Origin of the sequence: Pseudomonas fluorescens (genome assembly GCF_902497995.1) — a bacterium.
GTDB lineage: Bacteria > Pseudomonadota > Gammaproteobacteria > Pseudomonadales > Pseudomonadaceae > Aquipseudomonas > Aquipseudomonas fluorescens_BK.
In genome coordinates this window covers 1-16,472 of sequence record NZ_CABVII010000020.1, presented here as the reverse complement: position 1 = coordinate 16,472, position 16,472 = coordinate 1, and the positions used below count along the sequence as shown (strand labels likewise).

General features: G+C 52.3%; 13 protein-coding genes and 1 other RNA gene. 9 read left to right on the top strand and 5 right to left on the bottom strand.

Annotation, left to right across the window (positions count from 1 at the left end):
- Positions 1-55 precede the first annotated feature (55 nt).
- The 9 genes from F8N80_RS21835 (at position 56) to F8N80_RS21795 (ending at position 9,853) form a co-directional block, all read left to right on the top strand.
- On the top strand, positions 56-880 hold the full coding sequence (locus F8N80_RS21835) for a (Fe-S)-binding protein (RefSeq protein WP_150784685.1): 825 nt from the start codon (positions 56-58) through the stop codon (positions 878-880).
- Complete coding sequence (locus tag F8N80_RS21830; RefSeq protein WP_150784684.1) at positions 877-2,331, top strand: LutB/LldF family L-lactate oxidation iron-sulfur protein; 1,455 nt, start codon at positions 877-879, stop codon at positions 2,329-2,331. Before F8N80_RS21835 ends, F8N80_RS21830 begins: the two co-directional genes overlap by 4 nt.
- A complete protein-coding gene (locus F8N80_RS21825) occupies positions 2,331-3,002 on the top strand; it encodes a LutC/YkgG family protein (RefSeq protein ID WP_150745434.1) in 672 nt (223 codons plus the stop codon). Before F8N80_RS21830 ends, F8N80_RS21825 begins: the two co-directional genes overlap by 1 nt.
- Positions 2,999-5,818 carry an FAD-binding and (Fe-S)-binding domain-containing protein gene (locus tag F8N80_RS21820; protein ID WP_150784683.1) on the top strand — a complete coding sequence of 940 codons (2,820 nt, stop codon included), beginning with the start codon at positions 2,999-3,001 and terminating at the stop codon, positions 5,816-5,818. Before F8N80_RS21825 ends, F8N80_RS21820 begins: the two co-directional genes overlap by 4 nt.
- 119 nt (positions 5,819-5,937) lie before the next feature.
- A complete protein-coding gene (locus F8N80_RS21815) occupies positions 5,938-6,210 on the top strand; it encodes a hypothetical protein (protein WP_150745432.1) in 273 nt (90 codons plus the stop codon).
- 328 nt (positions 6,211-6,538) lie between these two features.
- The gene (locus F8N80_RS21810; protein WP_150784682.1) at positions 6,539-6,817 is read left to right on the top strand and encodes a hypothetical protein; all 279 of its coding nucleotides are present in this window, start codon (positions 6,539-6,541) and stop codon (positions 6,815-6,817) included.
- Between the two features lie 95 nt (positions 6,818-6,912).
- Positions 6,913-7,306: a transfer-messenger RNA gene (gene ssrA / locus F8N80_RS21805) on the top strand.
- 187 nt (positions 7,307-7,493) lie between these two features.
- Entirely contained in the window at positions 7,494-8,750 is a 1,257-nt protein-coding gene (locus tag F8N80_RS21800) for an integrase domain-containing protein (RefSeq protein WP_150784681.1), read from the top strand.
- A 644-nt stretch (positions 8,751-9,394) separates the two neighbouring features.
- On the top strand, positions 9,395-9,853 hold the full coding sequence (locus tag F8N80_RS21795; protein WP_191632964.1) for a hypothetical protein: 459 nt from the start codon (positions 9,395-9,397) through the stop codon (positions 9,851-9,853).
- Between the two features lie 128 nt (positions 9,854-9,981).
- On the opposite strand, the gene F8N80_RS21790 is transcribed toward F8N80_RS21795, so the two are convergent.
- The 5 genes from F8N80_RS21790 to F8N80_RS21765 all read right to left on the bottom strand — a co-directional run bounded on the left by F8N80_RS21790 (position 9,982) and on the right by F8N80_RS21765 (position 16,129).
- Positions 9,982-10,968: a hypothetical protein gene (locus tag F8N80_RS21790; protein WP_150784679.1), complete on the bottom strand. Its 987-nt coding sequence runs from the start codon at positions 10,966-10,968 to the stop codon at positions 9,982-9,984.
- A complete protein-coding gene (locus F8N80_RS21785; RefSeq protein WP_150752664.1) occupies positions 10,965-12,395 on the bottom strand; it encodes an AAA family ATPase in 1,431 nt (476 codons plus the stop codon). The genes F8N80_RS21790 and F8N80_RS21785 overlap by 4 nt, the downstream gene beginning before the upstream one ends.
- A gap of 495 nt (positions 12,396-12,890) precedes the next feature.
- Positions 12,891-14,321: a DUF2971 domain-containing protein gene (locus F8N80_RS21775; protein ID WP_150784678.1), complete on the bottom strand. Its 1,431-nt coding sequence runs from the start codon at positions 14,319-14,321 to the stop codon at positions 12,891-12,893.
- Positions 14,322-14,739: 418 nt separating this feature from the next.
- The gene (locus F8N80_RS21770) at positions 14,740-15,153 is read right to left on the bottom strand and encodes a hypothetical protein (RefSeq protein ID WP_150784677.1); all 414 of its coding nucleotides are present in this window, start codon (positions 15,151-15,153) and stop codon (positions 14,740-14,742) included.
- A 79-nt stretch (positions 15,154-15,232) separates the two neighbouring features.
- Complete coding sequence (locus F8N80_RS21765; protein WP_150784676.1) at positions 15,233-16,129, bottom strand: HNH endonuclease; 897 nt, start codon at positions 16,127-16,129, stop codon at positions 15,233-15,235.
- Between the last annotated feature and the right edge of the window lie 343 nt (positions 16,130-16,472).

The following is a 16,472-nucleotide window of genomic DNA, read 5'->3' as shown; positions in this document are numbered from 1 at the left end:
CTATATTCAGCAGCCTCAACGGACGGATAACCGGGACCACCCCGAGACACGCCTGATGAGCGAGCTTTTTTACAACGCTGTGCCGAACGCGACCCGCGTCGCCCCGCCACTGCCCGAGCCTCGGCAATACCCCAGCGAAAAACCGTCACGGGTCTACCTGTTCGGGACCTGCGTGGTGGATCTGTTCTACCCCGAAGCCGGGATGGACGCGATCCACCTGCTGGAACGCGAAGGCATCCGGGTCGAATACCCGCAAGGGCAAAGCTGCTGCGGACAACCGGCCTACACCTCGGGTTACACCGAGCAGGCCCGGACGGTGGCGCGCTCGCAGTTGGCGCTGTTCGCCGGAGACTATCCGGTGGTGGTGCCGTCGGGATCGTGTGCCGGGATGTTGCGTGAGCACTACGCCGACTTGTTCAAGGACGAGCCGCAGACGTTGAAACAGGTTCAGGCCCTGGCTGCCCGGACGTATGAACTGGCCGAATTCCTGTTGTTTGTCTGCAAGGTGCAGCTCAAGGACCGCGGCACACCGGTAAAAGTGGCGTTGCACACCTCGTGTTCGGCGCGGCGTGAAATGAACACCCACTTGCATGGCCGTGAGCTGTTGGCGCAGCTGGGCAACGTGGAGCGAGTCGACCACCGCCACGAAAGCGAATGCTGTGGCTTCGGCGGGACTTTCAGCGTCCGTATGCCAGACATTTCCGGCGCGATGGTGGCTGACAAGACCCGATCGTTGAAGGAATCCGGCGCGCACCAGGTACTCAGTGCCGATTGCGGTTGCTTGATGAACATCAACGGCTCGCTGGAAAAACAGCAGGAAGCGTTGCGCGGCCAACACCTGGCCAGTTTCCTCTGGCAGCGAACCGGAGGTGGCCGATGAACGCCTCCGCGATTATTCCTACGGTTGCCGTAGAAGAAGATTTTCGCACCCGGGCTCACAAGGCTTTGGATGACAAGCAACTGCGAAACAACTTTCGCACGGCGATGGATTCACTGATGACAAAACGGGCAGCGTCCTTCAGCGATGCCCATGAAAGAGAACATCTGCGAGCGCTGGGCAATGCTGTCCGCGCCCGTGCGCTATCCAAGTTGCCCGACCTGCTCGAGCAGCTTGAACAGAACCTGACCCGCAACGGTGTGACAGTGCACTGGGCGGAAACGGTGGACGAGGCCAATGGCATCGTCCTCTCGATCATCCGCGCTCACGAGGGGCGGCAAGTGATCAAGGGCAAATCGATGGTCAGCGAAGAGATGGAGATGAATCACTTCCTCGCTGAACAGGGCATTGAATGCCTGGAATCGGACATGGGCGAGTACATCGTCCAGCTCGACCACGAGAAGCCTTCACACATTATTATGCCGGCGATCCACAAGAATGCCGGTCAGGTCGCGTCCTTGTTCCACGACAAACTTGGCGTGGAATACACCAAGGACGTTGACCAACTCATTCAGATCGGTCGCAAAGTCTTGCGACAGAAATTCTTCGAAGCGGACATCGGCGTCTCCGGCGTCAACTTCGCCGTGGCCGAAACCGGCACCCTGCTGCTGGTGGAAAACGAAGGCAACGGCCGCATGACCACCACCGTGCCGCCGGTACACATCGCGGTCACCGGCATCGAAAAAGTCGTGGAAAACCTGCGCGATGTAGTGCCTCTCTTGTCGTTGCTGACCCGCTCGGCCCTCGGCCAACCGATCACCACTTACGTCAATATGATCTCCGGCCCGCGTAAGGAACATGAACTCGATGGCCCGCAGGAAGTGCATCTGGTATTGCTCGACAACGGTCGCAGCCAGGCCTTCGCCGACAGTGAATTGCGCCAGACCCTGAACTGCATTCGCTGCGGCGCCTGTATGAATCATTGCCCGGTCTACACCCGAATCGGCGGCCACGCCTATGGGGAGGTTTACCCTGGGCCTATCGGAAAAATCATCACCCCGCACATGGTTGGCCTGGCAAAAGTCCCCGACCACCCCAGCGCGTCGTCGCTGTGTGGTGCCTGCGGTGAAGTCTGCCCGGTAAAAATCCCTATCCCGGCATTGCTGCGTCGCCTGCGGGAAGAGAACGTCAAGGCACCGGACAGCCCGCATCAAGTGATGCGCGGCCAAGGCAGCAAGTACTCGCGCAAGGAACGTTTTATCTGGAACGCCTGGGCCAGGCTCAACAGTTCGCCGACGCTGTATCGTCTGTTCGGCTTTTTCGCCACACGGCTGCGCGCCCTGGCACCGAGTAATGTTGGCCCTTGGACACAAAACCACAGCGCACCCAAACCCGCTGCCCGCTCACTGCATGACATGGCCCGCGAGCATCTGGCCAAACAGGGAGATCGTTGATGAGCGCCAAGCAAAACATCCTCGCCAAATTGCGGAAAAGTCTGATCGGCACCACGCCCGTGTCCGACGAGTTCGACGTCGAACTGGTGACTCAGCCCTACACCTACGCGCCCGAACAACGCATTGCGCAATTGCGTAAACTGATGGAAGCGGTGCACACGGAAATCCACCTGACCTCGGGTGAAGACTGGCCGGCTTTGCTGGCAATACTGCTTGCGGATCGTCAATTGCCAAGTCTGTTGATCGCGCCGTCGACGCCTCACGGTCAACGCATCACTCAACACTGGGCGAAAAATCCTGGGCTGCCAGCTCTCAAAGCCTACGATCGGCCAGTTGAAGCATGGAAAGCCGAATTGTTCAACGACACTCCGGCCAGCCTGACCACCACCCTCGGTGCAATCGCCGCCACCGGTAGTCTGATTCTCTGGCCGACGCGGGAAGAACCGCGCCTGATGAGCCTGGTGCCGCCGGTGCATTTCGCCCTGCTCAAGGCCAGTGAAATCCGCGACAACTTCTATCAGGTACAACAGGAATTCAACTGGGCCCAAGGCATGCCCACCAACGCCTTGCTGGTGTCCGGCCCGTCGAAAACCGCTGACATCGAACAAGTCCTGGCCTACGGCGCGCACGGTCCGAAAGACCTGGTGGTTTTGATTCTGGAGGACCAATGAGTCTACCGGCGGCTTTCCTGCGAGATGCGCAGCAACTGATTCCCCAAGAGCGGCGTTTCGATGATTCGCTGTCGACATTGGCCTTCGGTACCGACGCCAGTTTCTATCGGCTGATTCCGAAACTGGTGATCCGTGTCGAGTCCGAAGACGAAGTGGTCGCGCTGCTGAAACTGGCGCAACGGGATCAAATCCCGGTGACCTTCCGCGCAGCCGGTACCAGTCTGTCCGGCCAGGCCATCAGCGATTCGGTGCTGATCGTGCTTGGGGATAACTGGAATGGTCGCGAAATCCGTGATCAGGGCATGCAAATCCGTCTGCAACCGGGCGTGATCGGCGCGCAGGCTAACGCGTGGCTGGCGCCGTTCGGGCGCAAGATCGGCCCGGACCCGGCCTCGATCAACGCCTGCAAAATCGGTGGTATCGTCGCCAACAATGCCAGCGGCATGTGCTGCGGCACGGCGCAAAACACCTACCACACCCTGGCCGGCATTCGCCTGGTGCTGGCCGACGGCAGTCGTCTCGACACCGAAGACGCGGCCAGCGTTACCGCGTTTCGCCAGAGCCACGCTTCGCTGCTTGAGCGCCTGGCGACCTTGGGCCGCGAGACCCGCGCCAATGCCGAACTGGCTGCGAGAATCCGCCACAAATACCGTCTGAAAAATACCACTGGCCTGTCACTCAATGCGCTGGTGGATTTCGACGAGCCTGTGGATATCTTGAGCCACCTGTTGGTGGGTTCCGAAGGCACCCTCGGCTTCATCAGTGCGGTGACCTACGACACGGTGATCGACCACCCGAACAAGGCTTCGGCGCTGATCGTGTTCCCTGACGTGGAAACCTGCTGCAACGCCGTCACCGTGCTGAAAAGCCAACCGGTGTCGGCCGTCGAACTGCTCGACCGTCGCAGCCTGCGTTCGGTACAGGACAAACCCGGCATGCCAGCTTTCGTACAGCACCTGTCGAACAATGCCTGCGCCCTGCTGATCGAATCCCGCGCCGCATCGTCCACCTTGCTGCAGGAACAACTGACGCAAATCATGGCGTCGTTGACCTCGTTCCCCGTGGAGAAGCAAGTCGACTTCACCGAAGACCCGGTGGAAAACGCCCGGCTCTGGGCCATCCGCAAGGACACTTTCCCCGCCGTCGGCGCGGTGCGCAAAACCGGGACCACGGTGATCATCGAAGACGTGACCTTCCCGGTGGAACAACTGGCCGCCGGCGTGAACCGCTTGATCGAACTGTTCGACAAACATCACTACGACGAAGCGATCCTTTTCGGCCACGCCCTGGAAGGCAATCTGCACTTCGTCTTCACCCAGGGCTTCAACAACCCGGAAGAAGTCGCACGCTACCAGGCGTTCATGGACGACGTCGCACAGTTGGTGGCGGTGGAGTTCGGCGGCTCGCTGAAAGCCGAACACGGCACCGGCCGCAACATGGCGCCCTTCGTCGAACTGGAGTGGGGCAGCGACGCTTACCAATTGATGTGGCAACTAAAACGCTTGCTCGACCCCAACGGCATTCTCAACCCGGACGTAGTGCTCAGCGAAGATCCACAGATCCACCTCAAGCATCTGAAGCCGTTGCCGGCCGCCGACGAGATTGTGGATAAGTGCATCGAGTGCGGTTTCTGCGAACCGGTCTGCCCCTCGAAAGGCCTGACCCTGAGCCCGCGCCAGCGCATCGTGATCTGGCGCGACATCCAGGCGAAGAAACGCGCCGGCGTGGACACCACAGAACTGGAAGCCGCTTACGAATACCAGGGCATCGACACCTGCGCCGCGACCGGCCTCTGTGCCCAACGTTGCCCTGTAGGCATCAACACCGGCGAACTGGTGAAAAAGCTCCGCGCTCGTAAGGCGACTCATACGAAAACCGCCAACTGGCTGGAAGGCCATTTCGCCACCGCACTGCAAGGCGCACGCTTCACCCTGCACGTGGCCAACGGCGCGCGGATGCTGTTGGGCGCGCCGCGACTGGCGAAACTCTCGGCCACGCTGACGCGGTTATCCAAAGGCCAGGTCCCGCAATGGACCAACGCCATGCCGCAACCGGAAAAGGCCATTCGCTTCAGCCCGAGCGTGTCGGACGCGCGCCCTCGGGTGGTGTACCTGGCGGCCTGCGTGTCGCGGGTGATGGGGCCCGCGGCCGGTGATAAAGAGCAGATGTCGCTGTACGACAAAACCCGTGGGTTATTGGAGAAAGCCGGTTACCAGGTGGTCTTTCCAGACAACCAGGACAGCCTCTGCTGCGGTCAACCGTTCGCCTCCAAGGGCTACGCCGAGCAGGCCGAACACAAGCGCCAGGAGCTGATCGGCGCGTTGCTGCACGCCAGTCGTGGCGGGCTCGATCCGATCTACTGCGACACCAGCCCCTGCACCTTGCGACTGGTTCAGGACCTGGGCGAAGTTCGACTGGACCTGTACGACCCGGTGCGTTTCATCCGCACGCATCTGATGGATCGCCTGGACTTCACGCCCCAGGAAGCACCGATCGCCGTGCATGTCACCTGCAGCACCCAGCACCTGGGCGAGAGCCAGGCACTGATCGATCTGGCGCGCAAATGCAGCAAGAACGTGGTCATTCCCGAAGGTATTCACTGCTGCGGCTTTGCCGGTGACAAGGGCTTCACCACACCGGAGCTGAACGCCCATTCCCTGCGCACACTCAAGGATGCCGTACAGCAGTGCAGCGAGGGGATTTCGACCAGCCGCACTTGTGAGATCGGTCTGACGCAGCACGGCGGAATTGATTACCACGGGCTAGTCTATTTGGTGGATAGGGTAACGCAGGCGAGGGTGATGCAAGAAAAATAGAACCCTGATGCGCTGCCATAGTCCACAGAATAAGCCCGGACGTTACCGGGCTTTACCCAAACTCGGCAGCCCGCCCTGATGGCCAGCGATGCCTGGACCCTCAGTTCAAGGAGATACACATGAAACGTTCTGTACTGTTAGGTCTATTCGTTACTGCCTCACTGATGGCGTCCACCTCGTTTGCCGCCGAAGACCTCTGCGCGGTCAACTTGAAAACCATCGAAAATGCCAGGACACAGACTCCTCCGGAGATGGCCGATCAGGTAATGGACAGCGTCACGAAAGCCAAAGCCGATCAGGCAAAAGGCACCAAGGAAGGGACTGATGACTGCATCGCCGAGACCGAACAAACTATCCAAGACCTCAAGAACGCGAATAAAGGCGGGAAGTAACCCAGCACAAGGCCAACCTTCGGGTCGGGCTTGTGGCCCCCCGGCACCACCCAATATGAAGCAAACCAAAACCCGCCAATTGCGGGTTTTGTTGCATCTGGGGTTGGCCATGTGGAAGAGGCCGCCAGCAAAAAGAAGCGATCGCGACTGTTTTTGATGCCATTGCTTCTATCAAACAATTTTTTCATAGCCTTTTTGCTAAAACCGAATTCCTGCGCAGCGTCGTGGTCTTTTAAGTAGGCCCCATCAATCATCGCTTGTTTTTCGACCTCGGCCGAGCCGCCCGATCATACGGCAGCACCGAGACCATCAGCACTAGGAGATATCCATGAAACGTACCGCACTCGCCGGTTTGTTCATGTCTGCTGTAACGTTGGCCTCTCCCGTATTTGCAGCGGACAACAACCTTTGTACGAGCAAGCTGCAAGAGCTCAAAAGCAAAGTGAATTCACTGCCGGCGAGCTCCAGCAACACCACAATGGAGATCAAGCGACTGATGTCCAGCGCCGAAGCGTCCCAAGCCTCCGGGGACGACACAAAATGCGTCACCGAGGCCACCCAGGCATCGTCACTCGCTGACCAAGAGCGCAACCAACCCACCCCATAATCTGTGATGATCAACCTTCGGGTTGGCCTTCTCACGCGTGTTGGCGTACACTACGCAGGCTTGTTGCTCACTTTGATTCACAGAGCAACAGGCTCGGGGCCGTTTAGGATTCGACGCCGGTTGCGAAACTTTAGGTGCATGCCGAGTTGGTAACAGAACTCGTAAATCCACTGTTGCAACTTTCTATAGTTGCCAATGACGAAACCTACGGGGAATACGCTCTCGCTGCGTAAGCAGCCTTAGCCCTTCCCTCCTGGTACCTTCGGGTCCAGCAATCATCAGGGGATGTCTGTAAACCCAAAGTGATTGTCATATAGAACAGAATCGCCGTGCAGTACGTTGTGGACGAAGCGGCTAAAACTTACACAACTCGCCCAAAGCACCCTGCCCGTCGGGTCGCTGCGGGTTAACTTAATAGACACGGCTACGCATGTAGTACCGACAGCGGAGTACTGGCGGACGGGGGTTCAAATCCCCCCGGCTCCACCACTTCATCATCTAAAGACGTCCACGGACGTCTTTTTTTGTGCCTGAAATCCAGTGAAATCAAGGGTTTCCAGCTCTTCTGGGGGCCAACGAGGTTTTTGGAGTTCCAGACAGTTTGGTATCCCAGGTGGTATCCCGGGCTACCCGGTGCTATTTTTAGGATACCAAAACGGTGCCCGAGGTAGCTCCCATGCCTACTCAAGCAACCCGTCTCTCCGATCGCCAGCTCAAGGCGGTCAAGGCAACTGGTAAAGACTTCGTCCTTAGCGACGGCGACGGCCTACAGCTTCGAGTACGCACCAGCGGCTCGATGATGTGGAATTTCAATTACCGCGAACCGTTGACCAGAAGCCGTATCAATATGGCACTCGGTCCATACCCCGACCTCTCGTTAGCCAACGCCCGGAAAAAAGCCGCAGAAGCGCGTGAGTTGCTAGCTCTGGGCATTGATCCCAAAGCTCAACGCGATGAGGTAAGGCAAGCCAAACTCGCTGAGACCGAGCACACGTTCGAGAAGGTGGCCACCGCCTGGTTCGAGCTAAAGAAGGACTCCGTGACGCCAGCATATGCCGAAGACATTTGGCGCTCGCTAACGCTGCATGTTTTTCCAGACATGAAAACAACGCCTCTCTCGCAGATCAGCGCCCCGATGGTCATCAAGCTCCTTCGTCCCATCGAAGCCAAAGGCAGTCTCGAGACAGTGAAGCGACTGAGCCAACGGCTCAACGAGATTATGACCTACGGGGTAAACTCCGGGCTGATTTTCTCTAACCCCCTCAGTGGTATTCGAGCGGTATTCAAGAAGCCCAAGAAAGAGAACATGGCCGCGCTACGACCTGATGAGCTTTCTGAGCTCATGATCGAAATCGCGAACGCCAGCATCAAGCGAATCACCCGCTGCCTGATCGAATGGCAACTGCACACCATGACCCGCCCTGCCGAAGCGGCCACCACCCGCTGGGCAGACATCGACTTCGACAAACGCATCTGGACCATCCCGCCGGAGCGCATGAAGAAGCGTCGTCCGCACACCATCCCGCTGACCGAACAGGCACTCGCGCTACTGGAGGCGCTCAAGCCCCACAGTGGTCACAGGGAATACGTATTCCCGGCAGATAGAAACCCCCGCACCCACGCCAACAGTCAGACTGCCAACATGGCGTTGAAACGCATGGGCTTCCAGGACCGCTTGGTCAGTCACGGCATGCGCTCCATGGCCAGCACCATCCTGAACGAGCATGGCTGGGATCCGGAGCTGATCGAAGTCGCGCTGGCGCATGTCGACAAGGACGAAGTACGAAGTGCCTACAACCGAGCTGACTACATCGAGCGCCGGCGTCCGATGATGGCTTGGTGGAGTGAGCACATCCAGAAAGCGGCCACTGGCAACCTGTCGGCATCTGCGATCAATCAAACCAGGGACCACAACGTCGTGCCTATACGGTGAGCGCTCACCGGACGCCGCCGGTAACCGAAAATAACTCCTCAGATGAAGTGATGGTTGATTTGGCGACACCGGCGACACCGGCGACAACCCGCGTAATACCTGGCCTGCAGCATGGCGACAGAAGTGGCGACTGTCGCCGTTGCAAGCCTCACTCTTGGGGCTTTCTCGGCCAAGCCCACGCGAGCGGGAAGGCTCCGCATTCCCACTCGCATGGGCTCTGCGTAATAGCATCTCATTTGACCACCTAATTGCATTGCCACTGACCAGTCATTTGGATTCGCGCTGACCAGCCGTTTGCAGTTGATGAGTGTCAGCGGGTGCCACTCCGTGTGAGTGCGTCAGCCAAGCACTGAAGGACTGCAACAGCCAATAGCTGCCGGTAGCGACAGGCAGAAATCGGCCAAGAGCGGACGTCCATATTCATCGGCCACAGTAAAGGGACAATTCAAAAAACCGATGCCGACAGCCACCAGAGCAGTGCTGTCCGGGGGCTCAGGCTTGCCAGTCCGGTATTACTTGAAGGTCGCGGTCGTTTGTAAAGATTCATCTATGTTATTTTGTAAAAAAGCATATTACAAATCACTATTGGGTACATAACGGTAATTAGGCCACACATGAATAGTCACGTTCGTCTAGTTAATGCCATGCGTAAAGTGCTCATGGCTAACGGTATTGCAGAGGTACCTGCGAGTGGAGAGTTCATTCTCCCTGCGGCTAAGCCCACCTTATTTCCCGGTGCCGTATATGGCTTCGCAGTGTGTCTTTCCGAATCGGAACGGGACGCACTCTTTAGCGAAGCGCAAGCACGCCGCTCGTCCAGGCTCGCGAAAATTTCGAGCTTCAAGCCTATCGAAGATAATCTTTACCCTATCTATTGGGGTAAAGATAAGCAGCTGGGTGCGCGTCCACATCAGCACCTACAAAATCCAACCAAAACGGGTGCAATCCGCCTCTCTACGTATGGGACCCTGAGCGGAAAAGTGTTGGCATGTGCAACGTTAGTAGTATCTGATTACGTTGCTGCCGAGCGCATCATTCAAAGAGCCTTCCCAGATCTACTAAAGACAACGAGCGTAAAACATGTGGCCGAACCCTTCGCTTAAGCGGATGAGCCGGCCCTTAGATCGTAGATGTACAAATATATTCTTCTTACCGATTCTTAACGATGGCGACCGGCAGTAATCGGCCAATAGCGGGCATAGTTTCTGAATAAAACCTGGGACGATTGAGTCTAACTTATTGTTACATCACACCAGTGTGGATCATCTCTCAATGCCTTTTCAATCGCATCAACGTTAGTAAAAGGTTTCAACTTAATGGACACGGTGGTGTTTGATATTGGGTTCCTTTCAAAAATAGTCATGCCATTTCCAAGCGCGCAAACATAATCATCAAAACGTACATATCGGTCGTGTGAGAATTGTTGAAAAACCTTTTTCTCATTTGATATGAGAGTCAATCGCTTTACTTTGGCGGAATAACCGGTGGCCGGTTTGAAAAGCCCAGCGAAATGATTTTCTATTTCAATCTTTTGCTGAGAGTCTATTTTTCCCCCATCAGAAAATATTGTTAAGTAGTAGTCTCCGCTCTCCGCAACAAGAAAGTCGAGGAAGTTTTTTATACTGGTATGGGCCCCGCGAGCTATATCTTCCAAGATTCGTTCAAAAAAGAATCTATCGCATATAGTTATACGCTTGGAGTGTTTGGCTAGCATCTTGAAACGCTCATACCAAACAGTATTAATGTTTGCGGCGCCGGCTATATCTTGCTTGGAAAAGAATATCGATCTTTTAAAATTTTCAGACTGTGTAATTGCTGGGGCGCCGACCACCTCAAAGCTGGTAGTCTTGCAGTGCCTTGAGATGTTTCCATTGCCACATAATACGTACGCTAAGGTATCATCGACAAAAGCCGTATTGAAGTATTGGGAATAACTTTTTAATGCCTCTTCAAAGTCGGTCAGAAGAACGATGTCTTTCCAAGGTATTTCGGTAGCAATTTTTTTGCTATGCGCTAACGCAGCCTTCCATTGAGTCTGGTACTTTACAGGCAGGGCGTTAATAGCAGTGTCATATCTGACCAGATACCCAGGCGGATGAATAAGAACCCCATAATCGATCCAGTTATTTAAAAATATGTCATGCACAACACTAAGGTTTATATCGTGAAGGCAGGCAGAGGAAAAAAATGTATCATCAAAGAAAAATTCGGTAATCATGATTTTTTACCAAACAGTTCTTTGAGCCTTTCTTCAAAAAAACCGTCTGGCCAGTCAACCATGAAGTCTCCATCTTTATCCAATGGTATCTCTAGCACCTTGCTTCCACGACTGGTTGCTTCTACGTATATAACTGAAACATCGTTAGGAGATATGGTTCCGTCTTTTATCTTGTTTTGCAGTCGTAAGATTAAAGATTCGCTATGTGTTTCAATGATCCATTGGTTTTCTTTTGAGGTTTCGATTATGAAGTTTGCGAGAGCCGCTTGGAGCCTTGGATGTAGATGGATTTCAGGTTGTTCAACACATATTGTACTGTTTTTTCTAACTAAGCCTTCAACAAGTATTGGAAGAAGTTGTCCGATACCAAACCCTACATCTGATGGGCCTACTGTAACTCCTGTTCGCAGATCTTTAAGCTGCAAAGAAACTACCGACCCAGTAATGTCATTGCCTATATTTTCCGCAGACAATGAATAAGGGATGTCAAATTCAAGAAACCATCTATTAATTTCATCGCTCATTCCAGGCGATTTCTCATAAATTAACCTTGCAGCATTTTCTCCAGCTTTACCCACGCTTCCACTCTGATCGCCTTTAGGAGCGTAAAGTCTAGCGGGGTGCAGTCGCAAGGGGCCGAGATACGCAACAGTCCCAAATTTATCTTGTAACTCCGTGGCAATCTCGGTGATAGTCTGATTGCATACGGCAAAAGCTACGTTATCCACATCCTTCTGGCTTTCTTTAATGATTATGGAAGATGGCGTGCAGAAGTTAGGATCACTTCTGAATGTTATGTTGTTAATGAGTTTTCGGACGGGGTTGGAATCGAATCCGGTAACGCCTGTTTTGCGAGAAACATAATTACAGAAAGACTCGCTACTATCGGCATCCGCGAAGTCGAAGGTGCGAGCAGCCAAGCTTCGTCGAATAAAGTTGGTTTGTATTTTATCATCTAAGCTTGATTGCATTGAAAGCTTAAAGAGAGACTTGCTATTGCCCTCTGTAACTATTTTTGTGGTTATTTTCTTTAGGTATGTAAACTCTTCGTTTTTGTGATTGCTTTCTCTGCCGGACAAAGAGTATGTGAACTCGTGAATTCTATTGTGAGAGTCTCCGAAGTTGGTTCTTTCAGCTGAAGACTGTCTCTTTAGAGGGCTATACTCAACAGAGAACTCCAAATCGTTCTGAGTGTTGTGGTTGTTCATCATTGATGAAAAAGTACCAAGGTCAATGTACTCGCCAGTTGAAACCAACCCTCCTTTTTCACTTGGCCTAGTTATTGACTGCTTTAACAGCATTAGCGCTTGAATGATTGAACTTTTCCCTGAGGAGTTAGGCCCGTATATCAGTGTAACTGGTGCCAGCCTTATTCTTTGAGGTTGCGAAAACCCTTTAAAATTATTGATCCCTATATTTTTAAACACAATATTACCGTCCCTGAACGAAATTTTATTGATCTTAGCAAGGTTTTGTTTTGTGGTCTACAGGAAGCTTGGTATGTAGGATTTGGTGTCTTGAATGGCCAACTTTAATTTGGGTTGATTACTTTTATAGCATGCTATTTCTTTAGGGGCATTAGTTTGGCTTGTCTATTGCGGGGCCCTTAGTATGGGTCTTTGTCGAGCGTATGATGTATACCATGGTTTGTACCAAAAGAATTTGGTGGGATTTTGCTTGGAGGAACTGCAAGTGAAGACGTGAGTCACTCCTGGTTTTGTACGTAGGCAGGATGACCGCTTTTGGCCGACTCCCGCCCGTCCTGAAGTTAGGGGTCAAAGTTCGTTGGGGTGGCGACTGGAAAGGGAATGGAAGCTCGAAAGACGAGAGGTTTTTAGATCTTGTCCACTTCGAGCTTCGATGAGATCGCTCTGAGCAGTCGCCGTTTCTCATCAAACCGGCGGCCAGCTTGGGCTCGGTGCTCAGTCCCTATGCGTTCTAACACCTTGTTTGCCAACGTGAGCAACTGGCCGATAACGAATGGCATCAGCGGAAGAATCATAGAACGATTGGTAAAATGTGAATTCTTCACGGTTTCTTGTCCGACACATCCTCTCTACCATTTCGATAAGCTTATACTTGTCTGAATCAATGGTTTTTATCCCGAATATAATACCGTCCAGATCATCAAAGGTGTAACGAAGCTTTCTATCATCTTCGTCAATATAGGAGTTAAACTGAGACTTTAGAATAAGCCTGTACTCTTGCTCATTCGACCAGTGCCTTGTTTTTACCGTAAGGCTTTTAAAGTTGTCTCTGTGATAATTAGCATGCCATTGCGGATGATTCTCGAAAACATCCCTTTTTCGCGAGCTTACATTTCCGCTTTTATCGGTATACCATTTATCTATAACTTCTTGAGCGCCATATCCAGCTAGGCTACAAAAGAAATCAAGATCGGGGCTCTTTTCTGTATAGGAGACTTTACTGAAGTGAAATTTGGTTTGAGTCCACCACCTTATGCCCTGCTTTAATCCGGGCTTCATGAGCGAGATTCCAGGCTGCCCTTCATCATTATTCACTTTAAATTTAAGACAGACGCCCTGATGGTTATTGCCATACGTACCCCAGATTGCCGAGTTCTCACAATTCTCCATGAAACAGCTTACAAACCATTCAGAGGTTGTGAGTCTGATCCTTGAGGCCAAAAACTCTTCCGGAAAATCTATGCAAAGCCGTGTCCAATTTTTAGACTCGCCTATTTTCGACCTAGCATAACCTTTTACCAAATCATCACTTCTTAAAAATGCCAATGCAGAACTATCGAATTCAGCGTCTAACAGCTCATCACCTAGCCCTTCGAAATAGTTTAGAAGATTGGTTGAAACTGCCAGCAGCTCCTCATGCGATGCGCCATTTATACCGTAGCCTTTTTCAACAAGTTTGTAGGACACTAATACCTCAGAAATAATATGCATTGCAAAGGACTGAATCGACCGCAGGTGCAGGCTTAGCTCGTTCTGATTTACTTCTCGCTCCTTAAATGCCAAAACTGCGATATGTCTCTTTACATTTGGCGAGTCAAAAAATCTCGATACTAGACCGGCAATCTCTTTGTAATTTTCAGGTGGCACTGCTTGAACTTCATAATTTGGATATATCGGAAAATCTAAAGCTTCAAACTCACCAGTAAAATATTGAGTATTTCGAATGAGTAAGCAGTCCATGAAGTGCTGGAAGAAATTCTCCCATACGACCGAATCCCCTTTCCATATGACCTCTCGGTGCCCTTCCAGTGGGTCGTTGAGCTTTTCCGGTGGCGAGAAATAGATATAGCACCCCTCCAGCTCGCTTTCTCTGTTACCGCCAAGCAGGCTACTGACAGGGCGAAACCTATAAAGATGATTGAGCACTACTGTCACTCCAGGTCTGTTTGAGCTTCCATTTGTCACAATGCCGGGCATCTACGCTTCGATCTGACCCGTCACTGCAAGTCACACCAGCAAGGTTACGTCAGCAAGGTTACGTCAGTTAAGGTCCGCTTCTGGCCGAGGCTGTGTAAAAACGTTTTAGAACACGTTTGACAGTCGGGGCTGGAACAAAAATCGCGCTCCTACGCAAATTTCTGGTCTACTGATTACACATGCACCTGCAGATTTTACGTAGCAACGCAGACTTCAAAACGGCGCATGCGTTTTACACACTCAGGGCCGATTGCTGCCTGACGCTAAGAGCAGTGATCGACCCAAAGAGGCTATTCGCTTCGTTCAGGTTGAGACGAGACCGTGTCATGCAGCCACCCAGTTACAAGTGAACGATTTAGACGTATTCTCAGGAAAACTCAATCCCAGATAAGGTCAATCGCGCAAATGGATCCCCAGATCCAAACACCCAACCTTCAGGCATGGTCGTTTTCCAGCCACGTTGTTTATCCAGCCGATCTTTTTCTTCTTCTGAAATAAGAACAATCGCAAGATGCCTCTCAATCATCTTTTCCACATCTTCAATCATCTTGCCTTCTTGATACATTTTTATGCTTTGGTCACGGATGAGGACACACGGCACAATGTGCTCTCTATACTTCCCTCCGCCTGATGATTTTCCGCATATCAGCCACTCATCAGGTATTACGTGTTCAAAAATTCTGGTGCTACCAACCCTACTTTCTTCCCAATGATCACGAAATATTTCCGCAAGTCTTTTTATAGCTCTCTGCTTCTTTTCTGGTTGCGTATGCTTAGTCATATTAGTTACCATTTTTTGCGTCTAACACACGACTTTTGCATTTTTCTTAATGAGGAGTCGAGCGCAGGCCTATTTTCATTTAGTTATCAAAAACCACCTTTTTTAACCCGCTAATGCTTGGCATGGGGCTCATTCGGTGAATAATTCGATGACAATTTGAGCAAACTACAGCCAGCTCGCTAAGCTTTGTTTTAGTATTGCGATCTGACTTGTGCAGAGGGGTGAGGTGGTGGACTTCACAGAATTTCTCACCATGCTCTCCGTATACCTTTTCAAAGTTGAAGCCACAAACCTCACAGCACAGTGCACCAGTTGCGGCCAAAACCGCTGCTCTCTTCTTTTTGACGATGGTGCTGTTTCTCTCACGGCGGAAATGTGAAACTAGTCGAGGATTTCCCTCTGTTCCAAACGCTTCCGCATCCACGTCTGGCAGTCTATCGGGCTTGGTGTCTCGTTCAATCATGAGAAGGACCTTATCGACTAACTCCGCACTTTCTGGTTTGTCTGCGTACCAGACATTGCTTTGACCAATACCTCCTTTCACCGCGCGCGGGATCATGAACTCGCGTTCGTAAGCAGGCAGTAACCTAGCATCGCCAGCAGATGCTGAAATTCGATAGACTTCTATTTCATTTTTTTTGTGGGTTTTTGATGGCTTACTAATCCGATGGCGCTCGCGATAAACGGTTGCGTTCTTGTACCAACCGACCACTGCTGTGCCGCCACTATCTGGTCCGGCAGTCCATACAACAGTTACGCCATCTACATATTCCTCGCCCTTTTTGGCCCCTAACTTTTCGACACTGATGCGACCGGTAGACTGAACGTATCCATAGACTTTTCCATTTGCATTGGTAAAGTTGCAGACCTCATGCCCAATCGAATCATTATTGTACGACCCGCCTCGCTGGATAGAGTCTCCATCTATGCCGTCGTAGCGTTCCATCCAGCCAATATTGCAGAATATTATCGGCATTAATTTTCCTTGGTATCTAAATTATTGCTAATGAGCAACCCGTGGTGCACGGAACGTCCTGAGAGCCAAAATAGCGGATTTAATCACCGTTTAAGCAGTCTTTGACCATTTTCTTGGGGAGCTCAACGCATAGTAGTGCGCTGTTTGCAAAGGTACGGCAGTTGTATGCCATAGCGGAAAGTCCCTTTTGCGTGGTGGATCAACCAAGCATTGAGACTAGTGGCATGAGCGGTTAATTCATTTATTTATATTTTGGTCAGGAATATACTAAGCGCCCAATATTATGGCTTGGTTATGCGCATGGCCCGACCGACTTCCCCCTTCGCTTTAACGCCTTCTGATC

Coding starts and splice junctions, on each gene's coding strand:
- F8N80_RS21835 (WP_150784685.1), top strand. CDS start 56: ATGAGCGAGCTTTTTTACAACGCTGTGCCGAACGCGACCCGCGTCGCC.
- F8N80_RS21830 (WP_150784684.1), top strand. CDS start 877: ATGAACGCCTCCGCGATTATTCCTACGGTTGCCGTAGAAGAAGATTTT.
- F8N80_RS21825 (WP_150745434.1), top strand. CDS start 2,331: ATGAGCGCCAAGCAAAACATCCTCGCCAAATTGCGGAAAAGTCTGATC.
- F8N80_RS21820 (WP_150784683.1), top strand. CDS start 2,999: ATGAGTCTACCGGCGGCTTTCCTGCGAGATGCGCAGCAACTGATTCCC.
- F8N80_RS21815 (WP_150745432.1), top strand. CDS start 5,938: ATGAAACGTTCTGTACTGTTAGGTCTATTCGTTACTGCCTCACTGATG.
- F8N80_RS21810 (WP_150784682.1), top strand. CDS start 6,539: ATGAAACGTACCGCACTCGCCGGTTTGTTCATGTCTGCTGTAACGTTG.
- F8N80_RS21800 (WP_150784681.1), top strand. CDS start 7,494: ATGCCTACTCAAGCAACCCGTCTCTCCGATCGCCAGCTCAAGGCGGTC.
- F8N80_RS21795 (WP_191632964.1), top strand. CDS start 9,395: ATGCGTAAAGTGCTCATGGCTAACGGTATTGCAGAGGTACCTGCGAGT.
- F8N80_RS21790 (WP_150784679.1), bottom strand. CDS start 10,968: ATGATTACCGAATTTTTCTTTGATGATACATTTTTTTCCTCTGCCTGC.
- F8N80_RS21770 (WP_150784677.1), bottom strand. CDS start 15,153: ATGACTAAGCATACGCAACCAGAAAAGAAGCAGAGAGCTATAAAAAGA.
- F8N80_RS21765 (WP_150784676.1), bottom strand. CDS start 16,129: ATGCCGATAATATTCTGCAATATTGGCTGGATGGAACGCTACGACGGC.